Source organism: Parafrankia elaeagni (assembly GCF_000374165.1).
Classification (GTDB): domain Bacteria; phylum Actinomycetota; class Actinomycetes; order Frankiales; family Frankiaceae; genus Parafrankia; species Parafrankia elaeagni.
Genome location: NZ_KB893720.1, coordinates 1 through 23,950, shown reverse-complemented (window position 1 = coordinate 23,950; position 23,950 = coordinate 1). Strand labels below are relative to the sequence as shown.

The 23,950-nt window shown below is 71.7% G+C and carries 20 protein-coding genes, 1 tRNA gene and 2 pseudogenes; 10 read left to right on the top strand and 13 right to left on the bottom strand.

Annotated features, from left to right (window positions below; genetic code table 11):
* Positions 1-247: 247 nt before the first annotated feature.
* From B207_RS0113335 to B207_RS0113320, 4 genes are all read right to left on the bottom strand, one after another.
* Positions 248-1,030 (bottom strand): SGNH/GDSL hydrolase family protein, encoded by a 783-nt coding sequence (locus tag B207_RS0113335; protein WP_018637045.1) that lies wholly within the window; start codon positions 1,028-1,030, stop codon positions 248-250.
* Positions 1,027-1,356: a hypothetical protein gene (locus B207_RS0113330; protein WP_018637044.1), complete on the bottom strand. Its 330-nt coding sequence runs from the start codon at positions 1,354-1,356 to the stop codon at positions 1,027-1,029. Before B207_RS0113330 ends, B207_RS0113335 begins: the two co-directional genes overlap by 4 nt.
* A 296-nt stretch (positions 1,357-1,652) precedes the next feature.
* Entirely contained in the window at positions 1,653-2,348 is a 696-nt protein-coding gene (locus B207_RS0113325) for an NADPH-dependent F420 reductase (protein WP_035740598.1), read from the bottom strand.
* 38 nt (positions 2,349-2,386) lie between these two features.
* Positions 2,387-3,013 carry a TetR/AcrR family transcriptional regulator gene (locus B207_RS0113320; protein WP_018637042.1) on the bottom strand — a complete coding sequence of 209 codons (627 nt, stop codon included), beginning with the start codon at positions 3,011-3,013 and terminating at the stop codon, positions 2,387-2,389.
* Positions 3,014-3,102: 89 nt separating this feature from the next.
* Between B207_RS0113320 and B207_RS0113315 the strand changes: the two genes are divergently transcribed.
* Positions 3,103-3,567, top strand: a complete 465-nt coding sequence (locus B207_RS0113315) for an SRPBCC family protein (protein WP_018637041.1) — start codon at positions 3,103-3,105, stop codon at positions 3,565-3,567.
* Between the two features lie 145 nt (positions 3,568-3,712).
* Positions 3,713-4,111 carry a nuclear transport factor 2 family protein gene (locus B207_RS0113310; protein WP_018637040.1) on the top strand — a complete coding sequence of 133 codons (399 nt, stop codon included), beginning with the start codon at positions 3,713-3,715 and terminating at the stop codon, positions 4,109-4,111.
* 69 nt (positions 4,112-4,180) lie between these two features.
* Here B207_RS0113310 and B207_RS0113305 read toward each other — a convergent pair whose 3' ends face one another.
* On the bottom strand, positions 4,181-4,387 hold the full coding sequence (locus B207_RS0113305; protein WP_026311020.1) for an RNA-binding S4 domain-containing protein: 207 nt from the start codon (positions 4,385-4,387) through the stop codon (positions 4,181-4,183).
* A 150-nt stretch (positions 4,388-4,537) separates the two neighbouring features.
* Between B207_RS0113305 and B207_RS0113300 the strand changes: the two genes are divergently transcribed.
* Entirely contained in the window at positions 4,538-5,236 is a 699-nt protein-coding gene (locus tag B207_RS0113300; RefSeq protein ID WP_018637038.1) for a DedA family protein, read from the top strand.
* Positions 5,237-5,246: 10 nt separating this feature from the next.
* On the opposite strand, the gene B207_RS33765 is transcribed toward B207_RS0113300, so the two are convergent.
* Positions 5,247-5,738, bottom strand: a complete 492-nt coding sequence (locus B207_RS33765) for a toll/interleukin-1 receptor domain-containing protein (protein ID WP_018637037.1) — start codon at positions 5,736-5,738, stop codon at positions 5,247-5,249.
* Positions 5,739-6,028: 290 nt separating this feature from the next.
* Between B207_RS33765 and B207_RS33760 the strand changes: the two genes are divergently transcribed.
* The 3 genes from B207_RS33760 to B207_RS0113280 all read left to right on the top strand — a co-directional run bounded on the left by B207_RS33760 (position 6,029) and on the right by B207_RS0113280 (position 12,451).
* The gene (locus tag B207_RS33760) at positions 6,029-6,358 is read left to right on the top strand and encodes an MDR/zinc-dependent alcohol dehydrogenase-like family protein (protein WP_230205007.1); all 330 of its coding nucleotides are present in this window, start codon (positions 6,029-6,031) and stop codon (positions 6,356-6,358) included.
* Positions 6,359-6,448: 90 nt separating this feature from the next.
* Positions 6,449-11,464 carry a diguanylate cyclase gene (locus B207_RS0113285; protein ID WP_035740602.1) on the top strand — a complete coding sequence of 1,672 codons (5,016 nt, stop codon included), beginning with the start codon at positions 6,449-6,451 and terminating at the stop codon, positions 11,462-11,464.
* Between the two features lie 63 nt (positions 11,465-11,527).
* Positions 11,528-12,451 carry a TIGR03564 family F420-dependent LLM class oxidoreductase gene (locus B207_RS0113280; protein ID WP_018637034.1) on the top strand — a complete coding sequence of 308 codons (924 nt, stop codon included), beginning with the start codon at positions 11,528-11,530 and terminating at the stop codon, positions 12,449-12,451.
* Positions 12,452-12,465: 14 nt separating this feature from the next.
* On the opposite strand, the gene B207_RS0113275 is transcribed toward B207_RS0113280, so the two are convergent.
* Both B207_RS0113275 and B207_RS0113270 read right to left on the bottom strand, forming a co-directional pair.
* Positions 12,466-14,082, bottom strand: a complete 1,617-nt coding sequence (locus tag B207_RS0113275; protein ID WP_018637033.1) for a HoxN/HupN/NixA family nickel/cobalt transporter — start codon at positions 14,080-14,082, stop codon at positions 12,466-12,468.
* Positions 14,079-15,518 carry a tetratricopeptide repeat protein gene (locus B207_RS0113270; protein WP_018637032.1) on the bottom strand — a complete coding sequence of 480 codons (1,440 nt, stop codon included), beginning with the start codon at positions 15,516-15,518 and terminating at the stop codon, positions 14,079-14,081. Before B207_RS0113270 ends, B207_RS0113275 begins: the two co-directional genes overlap by 4 nt.
* Before the next feature lie 190 nt (positions 15,519-15,708).
* On the opposite strand from B207_RS0113270, the gene B207_RS0113265 reads away from it, so the two are divergent.
* The 3 genes from B207_RS0113265 to B207_RS36885 all read left to right on the top strand — a co-directional run bounded on the left by B207_RS0113265 (position 15,709) and on the right by B207_RS36885 (position 18,456).
* Complete coding sequence (locus B207_RS0113265; RefSeq protein ID WP_018637031.1) at positions 15,709-17,163, top strand: DUF4331 domain-containing protein; 1,455 nt, start codon at positions 15,709-15,711, stop codon at positions 17,161-17,163.
* Positions 17,164-17,177: 14 nt separating this feature from the next.
* Positions 17,178-17,582 (top strand): hypothetical protein, encoded by a 405-nt coding sequence (locus tag B207_RS0113260; protein WP_018637030.1) that lies wholly within the window; start codon positions 17,178-17,180, stop codon positions 17,580-17,582.
* 244 nt (positions 17,583-17,826) lie between these two features.
* Positions 17,827-18,456, top strand: a complete 630-nt coding sequence (locus tag B207_RS36885; RefSeq protein ID WP_154675326.1) for an acyltransferase — start codon at positions 17,827-17,829, stop codon at positions 18,454-18,456.
* A gap of 756 nt (positions 18,457-19,212) precedes the next feature.
* Here the strand turns inward: B207_RS36885 and B207_RS40630 are convergent.
* A pseudogene (locus B207_RS40630) lies at positions 19,213-19,342 on the bottom strand (IS6 family transposase); the annotation flags it as partial.
* Positions 19,343-19,481: 139 nt separating this feature from the next.
* Between B207_RS40630 and B207_RS40625 the strand changes: the two are divergent.
* Complete coding sequence (locus B207_RS40625) at positions 19,482-19,658, top strand: hypothetical protein (protein ID WP_018637028.1); 177 nt, start codon at positions 19,482-19,484, stop codon at positions 19,656-19,658.
* A 16-nt stretch (positions 19,659-19,674) separates the two neighbouring features.
* Here the strand turns inward: B207_RS40625 and B207_RS0113245 are convergent, their stop codons facing one another.
* From B207_RS0113245 to B207_RS41375, 4 genes and pseudogenes are all read right to left on the bottom strand, one after another.
* Positions 19,675-20,457: a DUF429 domain-containing protein gene (locus B207_RS0113245; protein WP_018637027.1), complete on the bottom strand. Its 783-nt coding sequence runs from the start codon at positions 20,455-20,457 to the stop codon at positions 19,675-19,677.
* Positions 20,458-21,157: 700 nt separating this feature from the next.
* Positions 21,158-21,230: transfer RNA gene (locus B207_RS0113240), tRNA-Lys, on the bottom strand.
* A 9-nt stretch (positions 21,231-21,239) separates the two neighbouring features.
* On the bottom strand, positions 21,240-23,153 hold the full coding sequence (locus tag B207_RS36880; RefSeq protein WP_154675325.1) for a diguanylate cyclase: 1,914 nt from the start codon (positions 23,151-23,153) through the stop codon (positions 21,240-21,242).
* A gap of 187 nt (positions 23,154-23,340) precedes the next feature.
* Positions 23,341-23,591: pseudogene (locus B207_RS41375) on the bottom strand (carbohydrate ABC transporter permease); the annotation flags it as partial.
* Positions 23,592-23,950: the final 359 nt, after the last annotated feature.

The window sequence follows — 23,950 nt, the reverse complement described above, 5'->3', positions numbered from 1 at the left end:
GGCCGCCTCTCCTGCGCCGACTTCTCCCGCCGGTGAACTCCGCCGCCGGTGACTCCGCCAGCCCGGATCTCGGCTCCGCCGGCCTGGCCTCAGGCGCCATTCTGGCCGCCGGGGGTGCTCCGGCGCGTGCCTTTCCCGACTGGTGATGACCACGGAAGGGCCCGTCTCGGCGGGATGGTGATCCGCGCCGGTGGACGCGACAACGCGGCCGGGTCGATACCGGGCTGGGAGAAGGCCAGTGGTCTGGTCAGCGTGTCGAGCTGCTGGTGAGCGCGTCCGCGACCAGGGCGGCGATGGCGGCCATGCCGGCGGCGTTCGGGTGGTAGCCGATGCCCGTGGCGTCGGAGCCCTCCACCCAGCGGCTGCCCGGCGCGGCGCAGATGTCGTGTCCGGCGCTGGCGGCGTAGACGTCCACGAGCGGTGTGCCGGTGTCGGCGGCGGCGTGCTGGAAGGCGGTGTCGAGGGCGAGCCCGATCGCGGCGATCGTCTCGCTGTCCGGGCCGCTGATGTTGTTCCCCGCGCAGGTGACCGGCGGGTTCGGGAACACCCGCGGGTAGGTGACCAGGTACACCCGTGCGTCCGGGGCGGTGGTGGCGATCGTCGTGATCAGCTGGACGAGGCCCGTGCGCAGCGCCGCTGCCGCGGCGGCGGTCTCGGCCGGGCGGGGGAGGCCCGTCCACGGTCGGCCGGTCGCCGCCGCGTCGGAGCAGAGCAGCGCGGTCGCGGCGTACCCCAGGTCGTTGCCGCCGACCGTGATGGTGACCAGCCCGGTGTCGGCTGTCACCGCCTGGAGCTGCGGCGGGTGCCCGTCCTGCGGGATGGCGAGGAGGTTCGCGATGGTGGCACCGCCGCAGGTGACATCGGTGAGGGCCAGCCCGAGTCGGGCCGCGAGCAGGCGCGGGTAGCTGCGCGCCGAGCGCAGGCAGCCGTCGCTGATGTCGGGGCCGATGCCTGATCCGGCGGCGAAGGAACTGCCCATCGCCACATAACGCCCGCCCGGGACCAGCCCGGGACGTCGGTTCTCGCTCACGACGGGCGGTTGGCCCGGTTCCACTCCTTCATGCGTCGCGGGTAGCCGACCACGGCCGCGTCGTACACCGGGATCCCGAGGTCACGGGCGAGACGGCGGGCCACGGCCGGGCTGCCGACCCGGCGTCTGATCCAGGCGCCGTCACCGTCGACCGCGACCACCGTCGCGTCGGTGGCGGTCGTCTCGGGTTCGGCGAAGAACTCGACGCCCCGGTGCTCGCCGACGAAGCGGCGCAGGTCGCCGAGGTCGTCGGGGGTCGCCTCACGATCCAGCACGGTCCGCCGCTCGGCGTGGCGCCGCAGCAGCCAACGGTCCCTGATGCTCATGGCTGGGCTCCTTCTCCGCGAACAGCTCGGCTTCCGCGAACAGCCTGGCTTCTCCGGAAGCGGCGCGGCGGACGTCGCGGCGTGGCGCCGCCGGCCGCCACCATCACAGAACGCCAGCCCTAACGGATCCTTAGGGCTGCACCAGAAGATCCTTGGGATGTCCGGTGACGGCCGCCTGTGTGTCGCTGATCGGCAGCGTGTGCTGCGGGGCACCGTTGATCAGCGTAGCGACCGCGGGCCCGCGGCTCTCCCGGCACGTCTCGCTGCTCGATCGGTGGCCGGGTGGAGACCGGGCGTCAGCCGGCGGTCGTCTCCGCGTAACGGCGCGCCGCGGCCAGCGCGGTCCGCACGGTGTCGGGGCCGGTCGGGTGAGGTTCGCCGGTGATGCCGTCGCCACCGGCGTAGAGACCCGCATAGGCGGCGGTGTCCCGCTGGTACCGCCATCCCTCGGACAGCGGCCCGGCGTCCACGGCGTCGTAGCCGATGGCATCGAGGAACGCGGTCACCGTTGCCTTCGCGTCCGCGTCGTCGCCCGCGATGGCCAGTGCCGAGCGGTCGGGGGCACCACTCGGCCGGGCGAGGGCCAGCAGGTGCCTGAAATAGATGTTGTTGAACGCCTTGACCACTTTGGAGGTCGGCAGATGTGCCGCGAGCAGCTCACTCGTGGTGGTCGACTCGTTCTCGAGCGCGTCGATGGTGCCGTCGCGCTCCGGATAGTAGTTGTTCGTGTCGATGACCACCTTGCCGGCGAGCGGCTCGACCGGAACGGCACGGTATGCCCGCAACGGTACCGTCACGACCACCAGGTCGCCGGCGGCGGCGGCTTCGGCCGACGTCGCCGCCCGGGCGCGCGGCCCGAGCTCGGACACCAGATCCTGCAGGGTCTCCGGCCCACGCGAGTTGCTCAGCACCACGTCATAACCGGCGTTCACGGCAAGCCTCGCCAGAGTTCCGCCGATGTTTCCACTGCCTATCAGCCCCAGCGTCGTCATGCTCTGTGCAACTTCCCCCCTCGCGCGCGCCATTCCTCTCAGCCCGGGGTGGAGCCCGGAGGCGACGGGGCGGCGAAGACGGTGAGCATCTGTTCCATCGCGAGGTCGACGCCGGCGCGATCGCCGGTGGCCAGCAGGTCCAGCAGTAGTCCCCGGGTGGCAGCCAGGCCGAGCCGGGCCTGCGCACGGGCCTCGGCCGGCTCCCGCCCTTCGCGTATCAGGTATTCGGCCACCGGGCCGAGCCAGTCCTCCACCACCCCGTCGAGCAGCGGCTGGGCGTAGGCGCGGCCCTGCAGTGCCTGACCGTAGATCTCGAAGAAGAGGCGTTCGAACGGGGCCAGCGCCGGGTCGCTGAGCCGGCGCCACATCCGCCGCCCCAGCTCGACCGCGGACGTCGCCGGTTCGCTCTGCATCGCGGCGAACGCGGCGCGTTGCTGCTTCTCCATGGCCCGCACGATCTCGACGAGGAGGCCGTCCCGTGAACCGAAGTGATAAATGATCATGCGATGGCTGGAACCGACTGCGGCGGCCAGCTGCCGGAGGCTCAGATCGCCTATCCCGTGCTCGACCAGGTGGGCGAGGACGTCGCCGAGAAGGCGCTGCCGCCCCGCGCCGTCCTGTGCGCCGTCCTGCCCACTGTCCGACGGCGGACCTTGCCGAGTCATGAACCAGATGGTACATGTACCAATTGGTACACGACGCGGCGGGTTACCGTCGCGGACCGCAGGACGCTGATCGCTACGGGAGGCACCCGATGTATTACGAGACCTCGGTGACCATCGACGCGCCGGCCGACGCCGTCTGGGCCGTGATGCGCGACGTCGAGCGCTGGCCCACCTGGACTCCGACGATGACCACCGTGGAGGCCGGGAACGCGACCGGTGCCCCGGACGGTGAGCTGCGGGAGGGGAGCGTGGTGCGCATCCGGCAGCCCCGGCTCCCGGCAGCCGCCTGGACCGTGACAGATCTGGCCCCGGGCACGGGCTTCTCCTGGACGTCGAAGGCGACCGGCATGACCACGGTCGCCGACCATCGCATCACGCCCGCCCCGGACGGCCGCACCGTGACGGTGCGGCTGAGCCTGCGCCAGTCCGGCCCCCTGGCGCCGGTGGTGGCACTCTTCATGGCCCGGCTGGTCCGTCGGTACGTCGACACCGAGGCCCAGGGTCTGCGGGAGTACTGCGAGCAGCAGTGCCGCTCCAGTCGGCCCCGGGCCTGAAGCGGTCGCGGGGTGACGGTGCCCGCCGAACTCCTTGTGCCCGTCGGGCGGTGCGCCTAGCGTAGTGAGCGCCTACTCATCAGTGGGAGGCGGTCGACTGGTGCCGGGCCCGGATGGCCGGCGCCTCTGCGTTCAGGAGACGATCATGCTTGCGGACGAGGTCGTGACGGATTTATGGCGCCACTGGGAGGACGGTTTCAACCAGTACGACGTCGACCTCGTAATGAGGCCCGTCGACCAGGACGTGGTGTTCAGCTCGCCGTTCGTGCCGAGAATCACCGGTGACCCCGACAAGGTGACCATCGAGGGGTTCGACGCGTTCCGCGACTACATCGACGACTCGATGCGCCGCGTTCCCGGCATCCGTTACTCGATCGACTCGTTCTTCGTGAGCACCCAGACGGTTGTGTTCGTCTACACCTGCAGTTTCTCCGACGGCCGGCCCCCGGCGACCGGCGCGGACTCCATCCGCGTCAACAGGGCCGGCCGAATCGTCGAATGGCGCTGCCACTACTCGCGCGTCTTCGTCGACGATCGTCTGTAGAAGCAGCACGCCGCGGGCGCCCGAGCACCGGGGCAGTCCACCACCAGTCGGACGGGCCGCCGGGCGGGATCAGCCGACGCGCAGATTCTCGCCCGGCAGTGTGACTTCGTCACCCACCCGCAGCTGGCGGCCCCGCCGCGTTTCGACCTCGCCGTTGACGCGGACGCTTCCGCTGGCCAGGACCGCCTTGACCGCCGCGCCCGCCTCCACGACGTCGGCAAGCTTGAGGAACTGGCCGAGTCGGATGACCTCGTCGCCGATGCTCACTTCGCGCATCTCCCCAGCATGCCGGACTGGACGGGCGGTGCCTTCGCCGGTCGGCCAGCCTCACTTCTCCGCGGCGTTTCCGGCCTCGTTCCAGGGAGATGGATCTGTGGAGCTTGTCCCGGCCGCGGTGAGGCCGGGCTCCCGACCCGGAGGTGACAGGTGAGCCACAGCGTCGCGGTGAGCGGCCAGCTCATGGCCCAGACGGGGGGAGGCGGCGACGCGGGCGGGGGCGGCACCCAGGACGTGTCGAACCTCGGTGGCTTCACCGGCTGGGCAGCGGATCTGATGGTCTCGCTGGGTTCCACCGGCGTCGGGCTCATCACCCTGCTCGAGACGGTGTTTCCCCCGGTGCCGAGCGAGGTCGTGCTGCCGCTGGCCGGCTATCTCATCGGCCGGGACCGGCTCCCCCTGCCGGGCGTCGTCATCGCGGCCACCGCCGGTTCCCTGCTCGGCGCGCTCGTCTTCTACGGGCTGGCCGCGAAACTCGGCGCCGACAGGGCACGCCGGGCGGTCGGCCGCATCCCGCTGATGAGGGCGGAGGACGCCGACCGCGCGACGGACTGGTTCCAGCGGCACGGCCGCTTCGCCGTGTTCACCGGCCGGCTCGTCCCGGGGGTGCGCAGCCTGGTGTCGCTGCCGGCCGGCGCCACCCGCATGCCGCTGCTGTCGTTCTGCCTGTTCACCCTGCTCGGCAGCCTGCTGTGGAACAGCCTGCTCATCGGCGCCGGCCTGCTTCTGTCCAGCCGGTGGCGGGAGGTCGAGAAGTACTCGACGGTCCTCGACGTGGTGGTGATCGGCGCCATCGTCCTGATGATCGCCGCGGGTGTCGTCCGCAAGGTGCGGACCGCACACCACTGAAGCCCGGGCCTTACGCCACCGAGCCTCCCGCCTTCGGCCCGGGGAACGTCGGCGGTGTGGCAGCCGTGGCCGGCGCCGCGCCGGGGAAGGTGGCCAGCCGAGGGAGAACCTGGGCGCCGACCGCGTACAGCAGCCGTTCCCGCGCCTGTTCCTCGTCCAGATCGAACAGGTCCACCCAGGTGAGTGTCCCCAGGGCGGCCGGTGGGTCCACCGGCTCGACGCGCACGGGCAACAGGGTCCTGCGGGCCAGCGCCGCCGTCCACTCGGTGGTGCACCAGTAGGAGTCGAAGTAGGCACGGGAGTAGACCGCGACCGTCCACTGGGCGCCGGCGAGCTGGGCAGTCATCCACTCCACGAAGTTCTGGCCCGGCAGGGAATCCCACACCTGCACCCGGGCGGCGAGACCGGCGCCTTCCAGCACCGAGGCGATCCAGGTCGCCCACGCCTCGTCCTGCGCTGTGTAGGACACGAAGACAAACGGCCCGGTCTCTCCCTGCGTCATCCTCCTGTTCTACGCGACGCCCAGCGGCCGGTGATCTTCAGGGCGGTGTCGGGTATCGGCCGACAACGTCATGGTGCGGTCCGTGCGCAGGTTCGAGGTTCGAGGTTCGAGGTGAGACGCCGACACTCATTGCTTTCTCAAGTCGCAAATATATTATCTTGCCGTGTCGGTCGATCGCATCGAGCTGGCTCCCCGGTCGGTGCCGCGGGACATGCGCGCGCTGCTGGCGGCGCGGCAGGCGGCGGCCTCGCGCTGGGCGATGCCTGCCTGGTGGAACCCGGGTCGGTGGCATGGCACGCCGTCCGGCTCGGTGGGGTTGGCCCGGGCAGCCGGGTCGCGGTCGTCGGCGCGGGACGGTGGTCTACGCCGGCATCCTCCAGGGCGTCGCGCTGCCGCACTCCGAACTGGCCCTGAAGGAGGTCGCGCTGCGGCCGTCGCTCGGGTACAGCGCGCACGACGGCCGACGCGAGTTCGCGGAGGTGGCGGACATGCTCGCGGCCCGGCCGGAGATCCCCGACCTGCTGATCTCCCACCGGTTCCCGATCGACGATGCCCTGACCGCGTTCGAGACCGCCCGCGACCGCTCGAAGGGGGTCTTCCGCGTCGTCGTCGAGCCCTGACGCAGGCGCCGGGGCAGGCTCGTTGCTTCCCCGTGATTGCGGGCAGGCTAACGATGTGGACTTTTGGCAGTGCGGCACGAGGGCGCGGGCATGACTGTCGGGCGGATGACCCCGGGCCGCGATCCGCCGGCAGCGACGGAGCCACTGGCAGCGACGGAGCCACCGGTAGTGCTGCATGCGACGGATCAGACCCGGATCAGCCGGCTGACGCTGGGCCGGGCCGGCGGGCGGGGCATCCGGGTGATCCGGAAGGAGCCGCTGGGTCCGGACGCCCAGCGGCGGGTGCGCCACGAGACCGAGATCCTCGAGCGGCTGTCGGGAGTCGAGGGTGTCGTGCACCTCGCCGCCGGACTGGCCGAGGGCGCGGGCCCGGCGGCGGATGGCGTGGGATCAGTCCTGCTGGCCGATGTCGGCGGTGCGGCGCTGTCCCGGCGGGAGACCCCGCTGGAACCCGTCGAGCTGATCGACCTCGCCCTGTCGCTGGCGCACGCGGTGGCGGGGATGCACCGCCGGGGGGTGGTGCACCGGGACCTCTGCCCGGAGAACATCGTCGTGAGCGAGGACAGCGGGGCGCCCTACCTGATCGACTTCGCGCTGGCGACCAGCTTCTCGGTGGTCCGGCCCGAGTTCGCCCCCCACGGAGCGGCAGTCGGGACCGTGCCCTACCTGGCCCCGGAACAGACCGGGCGGACCGGGCGCCCGGTCGACCAGCGGGCCGACCTGTACGCGCTGGGCGCTGTCCTGTACGAGCTGGCCACCGGCGTGCCACCGTTCGGCACGGAGGATCCGATCAGGATCATCCACGACCACCTGACCCGGGTGCCGGACGAGCCGGGGACCGTCAGTCCAGCTGTGCCCGCCGCACTTTCCGCGATCATCATGCGCCTGTTGGAGAAGGAGCCTGACGACCGCTACCAGACTGCCGACGGGCTGGCCTACGACCTCGCGCTCGTACGCCGCGGCGCGCCGTTGGTCCGCCTCGGCGAACATGATCATCCGACCCGGCCGCTGGCTCCCTGCCGGCTCTCCGGGCGGGAGCGGGAGACCGACGAGCTTGGCGCGGCGTTCACCGAGGCCGCCACCGGGAAGTCCCGCGGGATCCTCGTCGCGGGCGCGCCGGGTGTGGGCAAGACATCCCTGGTCAATGTGCTGCGGCCGATCGTGGCCGGCGCCGGCGGCTGGTTCGTGGCGGGCAAGTTCGACCAGTACCGCCGCGACCAGGAGTTCGACGCGGTCCGACAGTGCCTGCGGGCGCTGGGCCGGCTGTTGCTGGCCGAGCCAGAGGAGGGCCTGGCCGAGATGCGGGAGCGGATGCTGCAGGGTCTGGGCTTCAACGCAGGCCTGCTGGCCGCCACCGTGCCGGAGTTCGCCGCGCTGCTGAAGGTGCCGCCGGACCCGGGCGATCCGATGACCGCCCAGGCACGGCTCTGTCGCACACCCGTCGAGGTTCTGCGTGCCGTGGTCTCCCCGATGCGGCCGGTGGTCTTCTTCGTGGACGATCTGCAGTGGGCCGGGCGCACCCCGCTCGGCTTCGTCGATCTGCTCTTCGGTGGCGAGGAGCAGATCGCGGGGCTGCTGCTGGTCGCCGCCTACCGCGAGAGCGACGTCGACGCCGCGCATCCGCTGGCCCCGATGCTCGCCCGCTGGCGTGAGCAGCAGGACGGCCCGCGCCATCTGTGGCTGGGGACCCTGCCGTCGGCGGGCCAGGCGGCCATGGTCGCCGACATGCTGCACCTGGCGCCGGAACCCGCCGCCCAGCTGGCCCGGGCGATCATGCCGTCCACCGGCGGCAATCCGTACGACGTCGTGGAGCTGCTCAACTCGCTGCGGCGGGAGGGCATCCTGACCGCGGGCACGGACGGCTGGGGATGGGACCGGGCGGTACTGCGCCGCCGGCTCGACCGGCTCGACCGGGGGGAGGTCACCGCGCTGCTGACAGCCAGGGTGGACGCGCTGCCGCCGGAGAGCGCGGAGCTGCTGGCGGTGATGGCCAGCCTGGCGGGCCAGGTGGATCTGGATCTTCTGGCGGCCGCGACGGGCCTGGAGCCGGACGAGGCCGAGCGGCGGCTCGCCCCCGCGTTCGGCGAGGGCCTGCTGGTGCTGCAGTGCGACGGGCGGCCCGGCGTGCGGTTCAACCACGACCGGACGCGTGAGACGGTGCTGGGTGGCCGGCCGGTGCAGGAGCAGCGCGCACGGTACCTGCGGCTGGCGCGGCGGCTGGCCGGCCGGCCGGAGTTCCTCGCGGTCGCCGCCGAGCAGTACCTGCACGTGGTGGACCTCGTGCGCAGCACCGGCGAGCGGCGGACGGCGGTCGCGCTCTTCCGCCGGGCGGCCGAGGAGGCGAGGGTGCTGAGCAACCATTCGCTGATGGAGAGGTTACTGAGCGCGGCGCTTCGGCTCGTCGACCCGACCGACACCGACCTGCTGATCGCCGTCCACACCGACCGGCACGCCGCTCTGTACTGCCTCGGCCGGCTGAGCGACGCGGACGACACCTACCGGACCATCTGCCGGCTGTGCACCGTGGCGGCCCAGTGCACCTCTGCCACGACGGTGCAGGTCATCAGTCTCACCAACCGGGGGCGTGCCGACGAGGCGATGCGGCTCGGCCTCGGCCAGCTGCGGCGCCTCGGCATCTCCGTTCCGGCCGGGCACGCGCTGGACGCGGCGATCGACCACGGCCTCGACGGCGTCCGTCGGTGGATCGACACCACCAGCGAGGCGGATGATCTGCGCAAGCCCGAGATCACCGACCAGTCCCGCCTGCGCACCCTCCGGCTCGTCAACCGGGTCATGGTCGCGGCGTTCTTCTGCGACCACACGATGATGGCCTGGCTGGCCATCAGGGCTCTGCAGATGTGGGAACACTACGGCCCGGATCGCACGCTGGTCGGCCCGGCAAGCCACATCCCGATCGTCACCATCGTCCGCAGAGGGGACTACCACACTGGGCCGAGCATCCTGCGGCGCATTCTCGCGGTTGCCCGGGCTCGCGGCTATGAACCCGACGTCTGGCAGGCCCTCTTCATCTACGTGATCACCTGCGGCCACTGGTTCAGCTCGCTGGAGGACAACCTCCCCGAGTGCCGGCGCGCTCTGGAGGGTCTCCTACTGGGCGGTGACCTGCAGAACGCGTGCTGGGCCCACTACGCACTGGTTTGCGACCTGCTGGACTGCGCGCCGACGCTCGACGTCTTCGCCACGGCGGTCGACGAGGCGCTCGCGTTCGCCGCGCGCACCGGCAACGGGCACGCGGAGGCGACGTTCCGGTCCTTCCGCCGGATGGTGCTGGTGCTGCGGGGAGAGCCCGTCGAGCCGGCCGGCGACGAGGCGGCCGAGCTGAACGTGCTGGCTGCCGACCCGTTCTCCCTCGCCAACCTGCGTGTCGCCCGGGCGCTCACGGCCGCGGTCCTCGACCATCCGGCCGACGCCGCGCGGCACGCCGCGGCCGTGATGCCCTGCGTGGCCGCGATCGGGTCGAACTACTCTTTGGCGGTGGCGCGGGTGCTGCTCGCGCTGACGCTGGCGGCGCGGGCGCGCACCGCGGGGCCGGGCCAGCGCGACGCCCTGCTGGCCGAGCTGGACGAGCTGATCGAGTGGCTGGCCTCGCGCGCCGCCGACGCACCGGACAACTTCCTGCATCTGCTGCGCATGGTGGAGGCGGAGCGGGCGTGGGCCGTCGGCGACTTCCACGAGGCGGCCTACACGTTCGACGTGGCGCTGCGTGAGACGCCCGCCCGGACCCGCCCGTGGCACCGGGCACTCGCCCTGGAACGGGCCGCCCGCTTCTACCTGGCACACGCCATGGAGGAGGCCGGCCACACCCTGCTGCGCGCCGCCCGCGACCAGTACCTGGCCTGGGGTGCGACGGCGAAGGTCAGCCAGCTCGACTGGGCCTACCCGGCGCTGCGGACAGCCGCCGCCGCGCCGCCACTGACCATCCACCCGCGGACGGAGCGGTCCGGGCACCGCTCGACCGTGGCGGCCGGCACCGTCGACCTGCTCGCCGTCGTCGCGGCGGCCCAGGCACTCAGCTCGGAGACCAGCGTGGAAGGCCTGCAGGCGAAGGTCGCCGGAATCCTCTCCGAGATGACCGGCGCCACCAGCGTCCACCTCCTGCTCCGGGAACGGGAGCGGGACGGATGGCTGGTGCCGACCGGCGCCGGCGGCACCCGCACGCTCCGTGCGGCCGGCCAGCAGGGCCTGCTGCCGCTGTCGGTCATCCGCTACGCCACCCGCACCCGCGAACCCGTCGTCGCCGCCAACGCCACCCGGGACGACCGCTTCCAGCGCGACCCCTACTTCGCCGGGCTCGACCGCTGCTCGGTGCTCGCCGTCCCCGTCATGATCCGGGGCAGCCTGCGGGCGATGCTCCTGCTGGAGAACCGGATGATCCGCGGCGCGTTCTCCACCGAACGCCTCGAAGGCGTCCTGATCATCGCGGGGCAGCTCGCGGTCTCGCTCGACAACGCCCTGATCTACGTGTCGCTGGAACGGCAGGTCGCCGAGCGCACCAGGCAGCTGGCCGCCTCGAACAGGCAGCTCGCCGCGGCGAACCAGCAGCTCGAACAGCTCTCGATCACCGACCCGCTCACCCGGCTGGCCAACCGGCGGCGCCTCGAGGAGGTACTGGCCGTCGAGTGGGAGCGGGCCCGGCAGCATGCCGCACCGATCGCCCTGGCGATGATCGACATCGACCATTTCAAGCGCTACAACGACCACTTCGGGCACGCCGCCGGTGACCGTTGCCTGCAACGGGTCGCCACCTGCCTCGCCGGGAACGTCGGCGACACCCTGCTCGCCGCGCGCTACGGGGGCGAGGAGTTCACCGTCGTGATGCCCGACACCGACCTGGCCGCCGGTGCCCGGATCTCCCGGCGGCTCTGCCGTGCCGTCGAGGACCTGGCCGAACCCCACCCGCTGACAGCCGAGCGCATCATCACCGTCAGCATCGGCGTCACCGCGGCGACCCCCACCGCCAGCGAGGGCGCGGTGACGGGCGACGGCCTGGCGGCCTTCGTCCGGAACGCGGACATCGCGTTGTACCGGGCGAAGAACGGCGGACGTAACCAGGTGGAGACGATGGAGACGGCGAGCTCTCTCTGAGAACATGATTCTCGTACGGTCACGCGCTTGGGAAATGCTCTGCTCGGTCTCAGGGAGGCAGCCGTGCGCATCGGTCTGACCGGCGGCGCCCCGACGCCCGACAAGATCGTCAAACAGGCCAGGCAGGCCGAGGAGGACGGCTTCCACGCACTCTGGTACGCCAGCCTCGTCACCGGGGACCCGCTGGTCGCGATGGCGCTCGCCGGGCGGGAGACCACCGGCATCGAGCTCGGGACGGCCGTCCTGCAGACCTACCCCTGCCACCCGCTGCTGCAGGCGAACCGGGTCTCCTCGGTCACGGCGGCCATGGGCCGGCCCGGCTTCACGCTGGGCATCGGGCCGTCCCACGAGTCGCTGGTACGTGACGCGTACGGGATGTCCTACGACCACCCCGGGCGCAGTACCGAGGAGTACCTGACGATCCTCGGGCCGCTCCTGCGCGGCGAGGACGTCGACTTCCAGGGGCAGGACTGGTCGGCCCGCAGCGCCGGCAGGGTGACGCCGCCCGCCCACCCGGTGCCGGTCCTGCTCGCCGCGCTGTCACCGCGCCTGCTGCGCATCGCCGGCCAGCTCGCCGACGGCGTCGTCCTGTGGATGGCCCCGCCCCGGGCGATCGAGACCCACGTGGCACCGCGGCTGCACGCCGCCGCCTCGGCCGCGGGGCGGCCGGCACCGCGGATCGTCGCCGGGCTGCCGGTCGCCGTCCACGACGACGAGGCCGAGGCCCGGGCGGCCACGGCGGCGACCGCCACCGGGTACGCGGGGATGGCGAACTACCAGCGCATCCTCGCCCTCGGCGGTGCCGACACCCCCGGCGAAGCGGCGATCGTCGGAGCCGAGGGATCCGTCCGCGCGCAGCTGCAGGGCCTGCTCGACGCGGGTGCCACCGACATCTGGGCGAACATCGTGCCGGTCGGCGGCACCCGCGAGGCCCGCCTCGACTCGGTGCGCCGTACCACCAGCCTGCTGCAGGAGCTGCTCGACTGACGCCGGCACCCGCTTCAGATCATGACCTGGCTGCCGGCCCGCAGCGCCACGACAGCGCCGACGAGCACGACCAGGGCAGCCGTCGCCACCGGCGTCCAGCGCAGGCCCGCGGAGAACCCCGGCACGAGCGTCGAGGCGCGCCGGAGCAGCGGAAGGAGCGTGCGGTCGAGCAGGAACCCGACGCCGACGAGCGTCGCCGCCATTCCCACGCCGTAGGCGAGAACGAGCAGGACTCCGAACCACGCCCGTCCCAGCGCGGCCGCTCCCAGCAGCACGACGACGGCCGACGGCGTCGGCACCATTCCGCCGACGAGTCCCGTGGCGAGCAGGCTGCGCAGTCCCGGCTGGTCCCCGGCAGACGGATGCACGTGCCAGCGCCCGCCGTGCGTGTGACCGTGCTCGCGCAGATGGCCGTGCTCGTGCGTGCGACTGTGCTGGTGCGCATGGCCTTTCTGGTGAGCATGGTCGTGCTGGTGAGCATGGTCGTGCTGGTGCGCGTGCGCGTGGTCATGGTCGTGCGAAGGGCCGTGGCTGTGCTCTTCAGGGACGTGGCCCACGGTCAGCAGGTGGCGATACGGCGACACGGTCAATCTCGCCCGGAGCAGGCTGGCCCCGAGGCCGATCATCAGCAGTCCGCTTGCGACACCCAGCCACGGATAGATCTTCTCCGGGGCGAAGCCGCTCGACGCCGACAGCACGACCGCGAGGACCAGAACGCCGAGGGTGTGGGTGAGCGTGACCGCTCCGGCGGTGGCGGCGAGCTGCCGCCCCGTCGCCGAGCCGCCGACGATCCGGGCCGCCATCACCGTCTTGCCATGCCCGGGGGCGAAGGCGTGCGCCGTCCCCAGCACGACCGCGGCGAGCAGGGCGAGCACCCCCAGACCGAGCGAGTCCCGTCCGGCCAGTCCGCCCACCCAACCGGCGAGGCCGCCAGCCTCCTGCCGGGTGCCGTCTGATCCACCGTCACCAGGTGTTCCGCTGCCGACAGCGCCCGCCGGTGGCAGGGGGTCGGCCGCGGCGGGACCGCCCGGGCGCACGGTCAGCGTCGCCCGGGTGACATCGGAACCGCTGCCCAGGGGATCCTCGGGGTACCGGGTCAGCAGGCCCGTCGACGAGCTGGACGGGACGTCCGAGGAGACCACCGTCGTGCCGTTCCCGACCGCGACCGTCTCGCGCCAGCCGAGCCGGTCGGCGTACGCGGCCAGTGAGTACCGGATCGTCGTCGTGCCCGCCGTGGCGGTCCCAGCGGTCGCGGCCGAGTAACGGCAGACCAGCCGCATCGTCGGCAGCCCATCGTCGCCCGGTGGGAGCGACAGCGAGCTGCCGGTCAGGACGAGCGGGTGGATCCGGCCGTCGACCGCCAGCGTCGCCTGGCCGGACGTGCGGGCACACTCCGCCTCCCGCCAGCGGGCGGCTCCCTGTGCCTCGACGTCCGGCCGGACCTGCGCGGCCGGTATCTCGGCGAAGTCGGCGACCACATCGACGAGCACCTCCTCGACGCCCACCCGCAGCACGCTGGCGCTGTTGACGGTGAAACTCCCGAGGGGATGCGCCGACGCCGACCCGCCCGCCGTCAGGACGAACAGGGCCACCGTCACGGCCAGGACGGCCGCCCGGCGCGGCGTGGTCAACGCGCACCCGCCTCAGGGGACGTGAGGGACTCGAGAAGGGCCTGGGCCCGGGGCGCGTGCAATGGCGAGAAGTGCGGGTCGGTGCCCAGCGCCGCCCGCAGGTCCGCGACCGCCGCCTCGGTCTGGCCGAGCGCGGCGTGCACGACGCCCCGGTGGTAGGAGAACAGCGCCCGGCGGGTGCCGAGACCGAGCGCCGACCGGGCCGACGCCAGCGCCTCGTCATCCCGGCCGAGCTGGTGCAGCACCCAGCCGCGGGCGTCGTCCACGAAGACCCCGGCCCGGTACGGTTCGCCGCCCGGCGCCGGGGACAGCGCTGCCAGCGCTGCCAGCGCGGCGGCGGGGTCGCCGTGGTCGGCCTCGAACAGCGCCAGCTCGACGTCGACCTCGACACCCTGCGCGCGCATCAGCGCCGCGGTGGAGCGCACCAGGGAGTACTGCCGCGCCGCCTCTCCGGGCCGGCCCAGGGCCTCGAGCAGCTCTCCGTACTCGGCGACGATCCACGGCTGTGGGCTCCGTGTGGCCGCGACGGCGTAGTCCGCCAGAGCGGCCTCGCTCTCGCCCCGGGCGGCGGCGACGCGGGCGCGACCGACAAGCAGCGACACCGAGGCCGGGTCGCGTGCCTGCCCGCGCCGGTAGGCCTCGTCCGCCCCGGCGAGGTCGCCCGAGTGCCGTGCCAGTTCACCGAGATGGAAGTAGGCGAACGCGGCGTCGGCCGCCGACGTCGCGTCGTCGGCCACCCGTCGCAGCATCGTGGCGGCCTGGTCGCTCTCACCGCGCAGTTCGAACGCGTAGGCGATCCTGGCCAGGGACGCGACATCGGGACGCAGGTCGACCCCGGTCTGCGCCGCCTGCCACGCTTCGGGATAGCGCCCGAGTTCGACGAGCGCGTCGAAGCGCACCCCGTGTGCGGTCGCGTTGAACGGGTTGACGGCGATCGCGGTGTCCGCGGCGCGCAGCGCACCGGGAAAGTCGTGACGTGCGGCGGCCAGAGCCGCCTGCCCGGCGAGAGCGGGGTCGTTCTCCGCGGGGCGCAGTTCCAGCGAGCGGGCGAACGCCCCGTCCGCGCGCGGGTAGGACGTCGGATCACCGGTCACTCTGGCCTGCTCCACGTAGGCGAGGCCGAGCTCGGCCCAGGCCGACCAGTCGCCCGGCACCCGGTCAAGCCGGTCCCGCAGACCCGCGGCGGGCGCGGCCGCCGCCCGGCCCGCCGAGGACCACGCCTCGTCCACGGCGGCCGTACCCCCGGCGCCCGCCGCACCCGGCGGTGCCTGCGCCGATGCGGTGCCGCGGCCGGAGCCCGCCGTGCCCACCAGACCGGCAGCGCCGACCAGACCGGCAGCGCCGACCAGACTGGCCACGCCCACCAGGCCTGCCACGCAGACCAGGCCGACGAGCACCCGCCCCCGGCTCACCGGGCTGCCCTGTCGCCGCTTCATGCGTGCCCTCCCCGCATCCGTTCCGCTGGTCGTTCGCCAGCGATTCGGATCCGTGGCGGTCACGGACCGCACCTGAGGCTCACCAGTCGTGTCCGGCAGCCGACACGATCCGTGCACCATCTGGCGCCGAACCAGGGGCGTTCACCGGACGGGCGCATCGGTCCGGTCCGTCGATCCCTGAGGGAGAACCATGAGTCGACTGACATCTGCCCGCGGCGGGCTGCCCGGCCGCCGACGGCGGGGGCGGCCGCCCCGGCGGCGTGCCCTGGCGGGCGCGACCGCCCTGCTCGTCGGCGTGACGGGTGCCGCACTGACCCTGGCACCGACGGCCGCCAACGCGTCGAGCCACCGGGAGGCTCCGTTGATCAGCAGCGACCCGACGGTCGACAACACCGACACCTACGCCTTTGTCAGCCCGGACGACCCGGACTCGGTGACGCTCGTCGCCAACTGGCTGCCCTTCCAGGAACCTGCCGGCGGACCGAACTTCTACCCGTTCGCGAACGACGCCCAGTACGACATCAACGTCGACAGCAACGGCGACGCGAAGCCCGACGTCACCTACCGCTGGACGTTCGCCAGCAGTTACCAGAACCCGAACACGTTCCTGTACAACACCGGGCCGGTCACTTCGCTCGACGACCCGGACCTGAACTTCCGCCAGACCTACCGGCTGGAACGGATAGCCGGTGGCCGGACCACCATGCTGGCCGACAAGGTGCCGGTCGCGCCCTCGTTCGTGGGCGACGCGTCCATGCCGGACTATCTGGCGCTGCGCACCGCGGCCCTGAAGGAGCTGCCCGGCGGCAGCAAGACGTTCGCCGGCCAGGCCGACGACCCGTTCTTCCTCGACCTGCGGGTGTTCGACCTGCTCTACGGTGGTGACCTCTCGGAGGTCGGCCAGGACAGCCTCGCCGGGTTCAACGTCAACTCGATCGTGCTGCAGGTCCCGAAGACCGAGCTGGCGCTGCGGGGCGACCCGGCACGCAACCCGGTGATCGGGGTGTGGAGCAGCACCCAGCGGCGCAGCGCCTCGATCTACGGGCCGACCGACGGCTCCGGCCTGCGGATGTCCTTCGGTAACTGGTCGCAGGTCTCGCGCCTCGGCTCGCCGCTCGTCAACGAGGTGGTCGTGCCGGTCGGCCAGAAGGACCGGTTCAACGCCTCCACCCCCGCCCGGGACGCCCAGTTCCTGGACTTCGTCACCGACCCCGAGCTACCGAAGCTGATCGAGACGATCTACAAGATCCCCGCGCCGGCGACACCGCGCAAGGACCTGGTCGCGGTGTACCTGACCGGTGCGAGCAAGAACAACCTCGGTGTCGACCTGAACGCCCACGCGCTCAACGCCGACGTCGACGCCACGAAGATCACGCCTTCCGAGCAGCTGCGGCTGAACCTGTCGATCCCGCCGACCGCGGAACCGCACCGGCTCGGCGTCCTCGGGGGCGACACCGGCGGGTTCCCGAACGGGCGGCGACTCGGCGACGATGTCGTCGACATCTCGTTGCAGGCTGTCGAAGGCGCCCTGCTACCCAACCCGCCCGCGGCCGTGACCGGCCTCGGTGACGGTGTGGACGGGCCCGACGTGCGGTTCCGCGGCTGGTTCCCGTATGTCGGCCTGCCCACCTCGGGCTCGAGCTGACAGGCGGGGTCGCCATGACCAGACTCCTGCGTGCCGCCTCGACCACCCTGGCCGCCGCCGTCATCGTCAGTGTGGCGGCGGCCTGCGGCGGGGACGGCCCGCCGTCACTGCCCGAGGCCGGCTCGTTCGCTCCCGGCGTGTGCGAGACGCTGGCCCCGGACCTGATCGAGACCCTGCGGCTGGCCGAAGCTGACGCCGATGCACCGGCCGAGATCAAGGCACTCGCCCGTGACCTCACCCCGCCCCAGGAGAAGCTCTACGGCCGGATCGGTGCCGCCGGGGAGTACACCGATGACCTCGAACGGGTCACCACGGCGGTCGGCTTCCTCCGCCTGCGCATCGATGCCGGGACCTACGACCCCGCTCTCCGGACGGAGGTGACAACCACCGCCCGGGCGCTGGTGGACCGCTGCACCTGACCGTATGGACCTCGGTACGAGAACGGACTCCCGGAGTGCCGTCGCGGTAACGGTTACCGCGACGGCACCTCGGCCCCGGGACGGACCACTCCCCGTTCGCATCACTTTAAGTATTCATATGACTTTAAATAGTCATGTCGCGGTGGGTGATGGCAGCGATAACTGTCATTTCCGCGTCGTCATGGGCCGCCTACCTGGCGGGTGCGCTGGTCCGGTCCGCCGCCTGGGCGGCGCCGTGTCCACGGTGAACGATGGGAATCCGCTCGCGGACACTCAGGACGCCGTCGGCGGCTGGCAGTACCCGGTCGCCGTCTCCCGTCACGGTGTCCAGCCCGGGTGGCACTCCGCCATGGCGCAGGGCCTGGCGCTGTCGTCGACCGCCTATGACGGTGTGACGCTGGAGGACTGGGTCTTCTGTGGGCCTTCGGCGGTCTTCGCGAACGTCCTGACACCGCGCGCCACGATCGACCGCAGCGGCGCGTTCAGCCCGACCCTGATCAGGGAGAACACCGCGCTTGGCGTCAACAGCACGATCGTCTGCGGGACCACCGTCGGCCGCTCGGCCTTCGTCGGTGCCGGTGCCGGTGTCACCCGGGACGTGTCTGACCACGCCCTCGCCCTCGGTGGGCCGGCGAGGGTGGTCGGATGGGTATGCGACTGCGGAACCCGGCTGGATCTTCCGGCAGAGGAGCCCTCCGCCGTCGGGTGCCGTGCCTGCGCATCATGGTTCGTGCCACTGGGGGAGGCCTCACCCACGCACTGCCCGGCCAGCGGACGGGAGCGGACACCGGCGCGCTTCCGCTCCAGGGGGAGCGGCCGGGCTGAGCCGGTTAGGGCTGCCGGGGGTGGCGCTGGGGCGGCCGGCGGCGAGTAGCCGCGGGGGCGGGCCGGGTGGTGCGGCGGTATGGGCGGTGTTCCGCGGGTTCGGGGCTCGTCACGTCGAATGCGTCAGGCGTGTCGGGCGCGTCGGGCTGGGACGGGCCGAAGTCCGGTGCCTGGAAGAGCGCGTTCGTGAGGGGCGGCGCTGTCCGGTGCGGCAGCGGCTGCGCTGCTTCCGGTTCGGAGAAGGGGGTCGTAGTGGGAATAGCGATGAGATTTCTCCTGTCGGTGCGGATCGCTGTCAGGCAATCCCTTGTTTGTGCAGTCATGGCTGGAGGTCGTTTCCTGCAGAAAAATCCGACCTGCTGACCAATGCGCGATGGAAATCGATGGTAGCCGCCAGGGACGGGGGCGGGGTGTTGCGGAGATGTTGGCAACGATCTCCGAGGCCTACAGAGAAGACCACTGAAAGCCGCCGCGAATATGCAGAAACTGCCTCTCGCCGTGGGCCGTCGGGGACTCGAACCCTGAACTCACCGGTTAAAAGCCCGTAGGTCAGCCTGTCGGCTAGTGTCGCATGGTGCCGCCAGGTGTGTGTCTGTGCAGGTCACGGGCACTCTGTGTGTCGCGGGGTGCCGGCGGCTGCCGGGTGGTGGTTCGCCGTCCGGGTTCACGATGTGCACACCGGGCCGATGCTTGGGCCGGCCGATGACTGGGACGGCTGGTGACTGGGCCGGCTGATGACTGGGACGGCTGTGGATCTCCGGCAGCCATCGAGCGCCTTCAAGCCTACTACCGCGCCCCTGATGCCGGCCAGGTATAGATAGGTCCACCGGTCGGCGATCTTCACCACGTCTGATCGACGGACCGCCTGTCGCAGGGGCGGTGCCGGCATGGCCGCGCTGCCTCGACCATCAGGGGCGTGAAGCCTGGACCCACCGTAAGTGGAGTCCAGGGATGTGGTGTACGGATTGCGATTGTCTAGTGACTTGCCGGAGTGGTGGTCCGTTGACACGCAGAGCGACCACCGCGTGATCCTCACGAGAAACCTGCGAAAGCGACTCGATGAGGAGATGCGCGATGGCCGTGCGTCCGACTGTGACCGATGCCGAGGGGTTCGGCCTGGCAGCCCGCACCCTCGACGAGGTCCACCAGACGGTCAAGCACGGACTGAAACGGCTGCAGTACCGACCCGCGCCGCTGTTGGGATTCCTCGCCGAAACCGGCCTGGCCTGGGAGGAGCTGTGGTCAACATGACTCCACGCATTAAAGTTCAGTACCCGGAGTGCTCGGCTGGTCTCGGGCTGCGGTCGAGCACGAGGGAGGACAGCGGGCTGGTCGGCAGGGCTATCCACCCTTCCCGTTCCGCGGCGCTGGTGTCGTCCGGTCCGGGGAGGGCGGTGTGGCCCAGGGCTGCGGCACGGGCGGTCAGTGCGGCGATCGTGGCGTCGAACGCGTCGTCGGATCGGCGGCAGAGATCCGCGTGGGCGCCGAGGTCAAGCCACGGCGCCGCGTCGAGGAGAGCGTCGACCAGCGTTGCGAGGGTGGCGGTGTTGTCCCTGGTCTTGTAGCCGAGGCGCGGCAGCCCCCATCCGGCGAGGGAGGCGGCCGGGTACACCTCGACGACCACGCCGGCACCGGCGCGGTCCACGGGTAGGCCCTGGCCTGCGAGTGCTGCCAGGAGTCCCGCGCAGCGCATGGCCGTGTGCGCGATCCGGTCTGCTGCGACGCTGAGGGGCCGTAGCCCTGTTTCTGCCCGCACCCGCTGGTCGGTGACCCGGTACGCCAGGGCGCGCCGCCACTGCAGACCCGTGAGCCCCTGGGGGACGTCCACGTTCCCGCGCTGGTGGGCGGTGATGAAGGCGACGAAGGCTTCGGGCCAGCCGAACGGGCAGTCGATACCGACCTTGTCCGCTTTCGTGACCGCCTCGACGATCGTGCTGTCGGTGGTGTCGAGGTGGACATCGCGCACCGTTGCTGAGCCTGACGACCAGTCGATCCGGGCGAGGGCCGTCTTCTTCGGCTCCGCCGCCAGGTCCACGCCGATCGTCATCATCCGATCGGGGTACGCAGTGGGGCGCCCAGGTCTGTCCGAGGAGTGCTGGTAGGCCGCCCGGTTTTCGGGCTGGACGATGCACGCTCAGGATGCGAGAGCTGTGTCGGGTCGGATGCGGCGGATGCCCGCGCGGACGTTCGGCGTTCCGTGGCGGGGTCTATCGGTTGTAGGCCCGGCGGTTGTAGGTCTGCGGCCGCGGCGACGAACCACGCCCACCGGGGTGGGGTGGACGGCGGGATGCCTGCGAGGTCGACCGCTGCGGGGCGGGTGCCTCGTGGGTCGGGGGTTCGAGGTCTGTGGCGTCGAGGACGTCGGGGTCGAAGTCCCCGAAGTCGGGTGCACGGAAGAGGTCGCACGTCAGCGGGGGCGGGGCCTGGCCCGGCCGGGTCTGTGCCGCCTCCGGTGCGGAGAACAGGGATGTCGGGGATGTACCGATGGGGATCTCACCTTCGGAGTGGGGCCGCGGTCGGGTCGGCCGTGGCAGTGCAGAGTGTACGGCCGGAGGCAGAGCCTCCGGAGGTGACTTATAACAATGTTTAGGACCCGGGCCAGCCTGTGGACGGCTGGCCGGGACCTCGTGCAGGAACCTCGCGGAGATTCACAGCGTCGTGCGCGTCCGCGAGCTGTCAAGAGCCCAGAAAACGTCAGGAAAAGAATCCCGGAAAATCATGAAAATAGGTGCAGGTACTGCCTCTTGACGTGGGCCGTCAGGGACTCGAACCCTGAACTCACCGGTTAAAAGCCGGTTGCTCTGCCAATTGAGCTAACGGCCCTGCTGGGAGTCATCGTACCGAACCCCCCGTTGAGAGGGAGGTCTGGGCGCGGGGGAGGTTGGCGCAGGAGGTGGGGTGGGGGGCATCGACCACGCGGTTGCGACCCGAGTTCTTGGCTGCGTAGAGAGCGCCGTCGGCGCGGTCGAGGACGTCCGCGAGGGTGGTGTCGACGGGGGCGAGCTGAGCGGTGCCGACGCTGACGGTCACCTCCAGCGTACCGCGTGCGGTGCGGAACGCGAGTGCGGCGATGGTCTGGCGGAGGCGCTCGGCCAGATCGGGGGGGTCGTAGTCGGTGATCACGGCGATCTCCTCGCCGCCGATCCGGCCGACGATGTCGCCGGCCCGCAGGGTGGCGCGGATGCCACCGGCGACGGCGGCGAGCACCTCGTCGCCGGTGGCATGGCCAAAGGTGTCGTTGACCTGCTTGAAGCGGTCGATGTCGATCATGAGTACGGCGAAGGGCCGGCCGTTCCACCGGCACTGCCGGAGCCTGGCCTGCGCCAGTTCGAGGAAGCGGCGCCGGTTCGGCAGGCCGGTGAGGCAGTCGCTGGTCGCCTGGCGCCTGATCTCCTCGAAACTGGCAGCGGTGTCACACGCAGTGGCGATCTCGGCGAGCAGGTCGTAGGTGGCCTCGTCGGGTCTGGTGGCCAGGGCGGCGACGATCAGGCAGCTGCCTGTTGCCGCGGAGGGCGCCGGCCCGCCGGGAGGTGGAACCGCACCGGGAGAGCCGGGTGTGGCGGTGCGCACCGGTGCGGGGGGGAGCGCGGAGGTGGAGGTCGGCTGGATGGGTGGTCCGGGCCCGAAGACGGCGTCGGGCTGCGGCGTCGGGCCGGCGGCCGGTGCGGCGGCGAGCCAGGATCCGGAGGGGTGCCGGTGTCCGGGGAGTGGCCATGACCGCCCGGCGTGCGCGGAGGTGCCGCAGCCGTGGGCGGAGCTCAGGACGGAGTCGGCGATGTCGGCCGGTAACGGCTCACCGAGGGCGCCGGCGGCGACGTCGCCCCAGGTGGCCACGACCCGCAGTGTTCCCGACTCCTGGCGGCGCAGCACCCACACCGCCTCTACCGGCAGCAGCTGGGTGACCGCGCCCATCACCTGGCTCAGCAGGCAGCGGACGTCGGTGGTCGCCGCGCGGATCGCGGCCTGGCTGAGGCGTCCCCGCAGTACGTGCCGGCGTCGCTCGGCGACCACCAGCGCCCGCAGCGCTGTCGGGTCGCTGGATCGGCAGGTGTTCGCCAGGTCGGCGAGGTCCGTGACCATCAGCTCACGTTCGATCTGTGCGGCGACGGTGGACGCCATGGCCAGCAGGAGCGGGCTCGTGTCCTGCGCGGCACAGGTGAAGTTGACCAGGCCGACGATGGAGCCGAAACCAGGGCCGTGGACGGGAGCGGCACCGCACGAATATGACTTGCCACCCACCGCGAAGTGCTCCCAGGAATCGATCAGAACCGGGTGGCCGAGGGTCAGCGCGGTGCCAATCCCGTTCGTGCCGATGATCGCTTCCGAGAAATCGAATCCGGGGACGATCGGCCCGCTTTCCATCGCGCTGCGCTCGAAGGTGCGATCGCCGCCGGCATGGAAGAGCAGGAGGCCGTCCGCGTCGGCGAGCATCCCGATGACCGCGACCCCGGTCAGCCGTTCGACGGCCGCGCTCAGCACCGGCCGGGCGACCCGGACGAACGGGGAGTCCGTCTCGACCTCGACATACCGGGCATCTGCGAGCACGGGAGGTACCGCGTAGTCGCGGGCGCGTGCCCAGGACTGCCGAACGATGTCGCGCGGTGCGCAGTCGTGCCCGGGACCGTGCTCCGGCAGGACCGGCAGCAGACCGCGGAGCCGGATGCCCTCCGGCTCCCGACCTGGCTGCTCGAATAACTGCCGATACGCCATCGCGCCGCGCGCCCGCCGTCCTGTCGGACCGATCACTTGTTTGCTGCCGTCAAAACGACGGTAACACGAAGGTCGGTGTCGGGCATTCGTGGCGAATGTGTTTACTTTCCGCGCGGGTCAGGGCCGGTCATAGGACGTTTTTCGCCGGATAAGCGGCTGGTGTTGTCACCCAACGGCGCCGGTACACTGTTCGCCGCTCCGCCGTCTCTGCTGTCCGCCACGGTCAGCACAGCCCGGAACGGATGAAGGCGTCGACGACCTGTCGCTGCATGACCAGACAGATCGCGAAGACGGGCAGGCAGGCGAGCCCGGAGGCCGCATGATCGCGCCCCAGGCAGCACCCTCCGCGCGGAGGAACCCCCGGATGCCCAGCTGCACCACCGAGTTCGCCCGCGGCAGCACCAGTGCCGGCCACAGGTAGTCGTTCCAGGCGGTGATGAACAGCAGGATCGACAGCCCTGCTCCTGCTGCACGCGCTGCAGCTTGTGGTGATGCTGCGCATGTCCGCCGGCAAGCCGGCGCGGGAGACCTCGGCGGCGCTGAGCGAGGTCCTCGGTCGCGCGTTGGGCAGTGCGGCTTCCCCGCCGACCTGCCGGCGCCGTCGTCGAGCCACCAGCTGACCCTGGACGCCGGGCCGCGGCCGGTGACCCTTCCGCCGAGCAGGACGGAGGGCCACCGGCCGGACACCTGTGATCATCCGGTGTAGTAAGGCGTTCCCGGGACGGCCGAGAGCACTGCCGGCGCCGCGGCTGGCAGCCCGCCACCGCCACCGCCGCCACCGCCGCCACCGCCACCGCCGCCACCGCCACCGCCACCGCCGCCACCGCCACCAC

Bases quoted from the DNA above. Each gene is read 5' to 3' on its own strand.
- B207_RS0113330 (WP_018637044.1), bottom strand. From the start codon at position 1,356: ATGAGCATCAGGGACCGTTGGCTGCTGCGGCGCCACGCCGAGCGGCGG.
- B207_RS0113325 (WP_035740598.1), bottom strand. From the start codon at position 2,348: ATGACGACGCTGGGGCTGATAGGCAGTGGAAACATCGGCGGAACTCTG.
- B207_RS0113320 (WP_018637042.1), bottom strand. From the start codon at position 3,013: ATGACTCGGCAAGGTCCGCCGTCGGACAGTGGGCAGGACGGCGCACAG.
- B207_RS0113315 (WP_018637041.1), top strand. From the start codon at position 3,103: ATGTATTACGAGACCTCGGTGACCATCGACGCGCCGGCCGACGCCGTC.
- B207_RS0113310 (WP_018637040.1), top strand. From the start codon at position 3,713: ATGCTTGCGGACGAGGTCGTGACGGATTTATGGCGCCACTGGGAGGAC.
- B207_RS0113305 (WP_026311020.1), bottom strand. From the start codon at position 4,387: ATGCGCGAAGTGAGCATCGGCGACGAGGTCATCCGACTCGGCCAGTTC.
- B207_RS33765 (WP_018637037.1), bottom strand. From the start codon at position 5,738: ATGACGCAGGGAGAGACCGGGCCGTTTGTCTTCGTGTCCTACACAGCG.
- B207_RS33760 (WP_230205007.1), top strand. From the start codon at position 6,029: ATGGCACGCCGTCCGGCTCGGTGGGGTTGGCCCGGGCAGCCGGGTCGC.
- B207_RS0113285 (WP_035740602.1), top strand. From the start codon at position 6,449: ATGACTGTCGGGCGGATGACCCCGGGCCGCGATCCGCCGGCAGCGACG.
- B207_RS0113270 (WP_018637032.1), bottom strand. From the start codon at position 15,518: ATGAAGCGGCGACAGGGCAGCCCGGTGAGCCGGGGGCGGGTGCTCGTC.
- B207_RS0113265 (WP_018637031.1), top strand. From the start codon at position 15,709: ATGAGTCGACTGACATCTGCCCGCGGCGGGCTGCCCGGCCGCCGACGG.
- B207_RS0113260 (WP_018637030.1), top strand. From the start codon at position 17,178: ATGACCAGACTCCTGCGTGCCGCCTCGACCACCCTGGCCGCCGCCGTC.
- B207_RS40625 (WP_018637028.1), top strand. From the start codon at position 19,482: ATGGCCGTGCGTCCGACTGTGACCGATGCCGAGGGGTTCGGCCTGGCA.
- B207_RS0113245 (WP_018637027.1), bottom strand. From the start codon at position 20,457: ATGATGACGATCGGCGTGGACCTGGCGGCGGAGCCGAAGAAGACGGCC.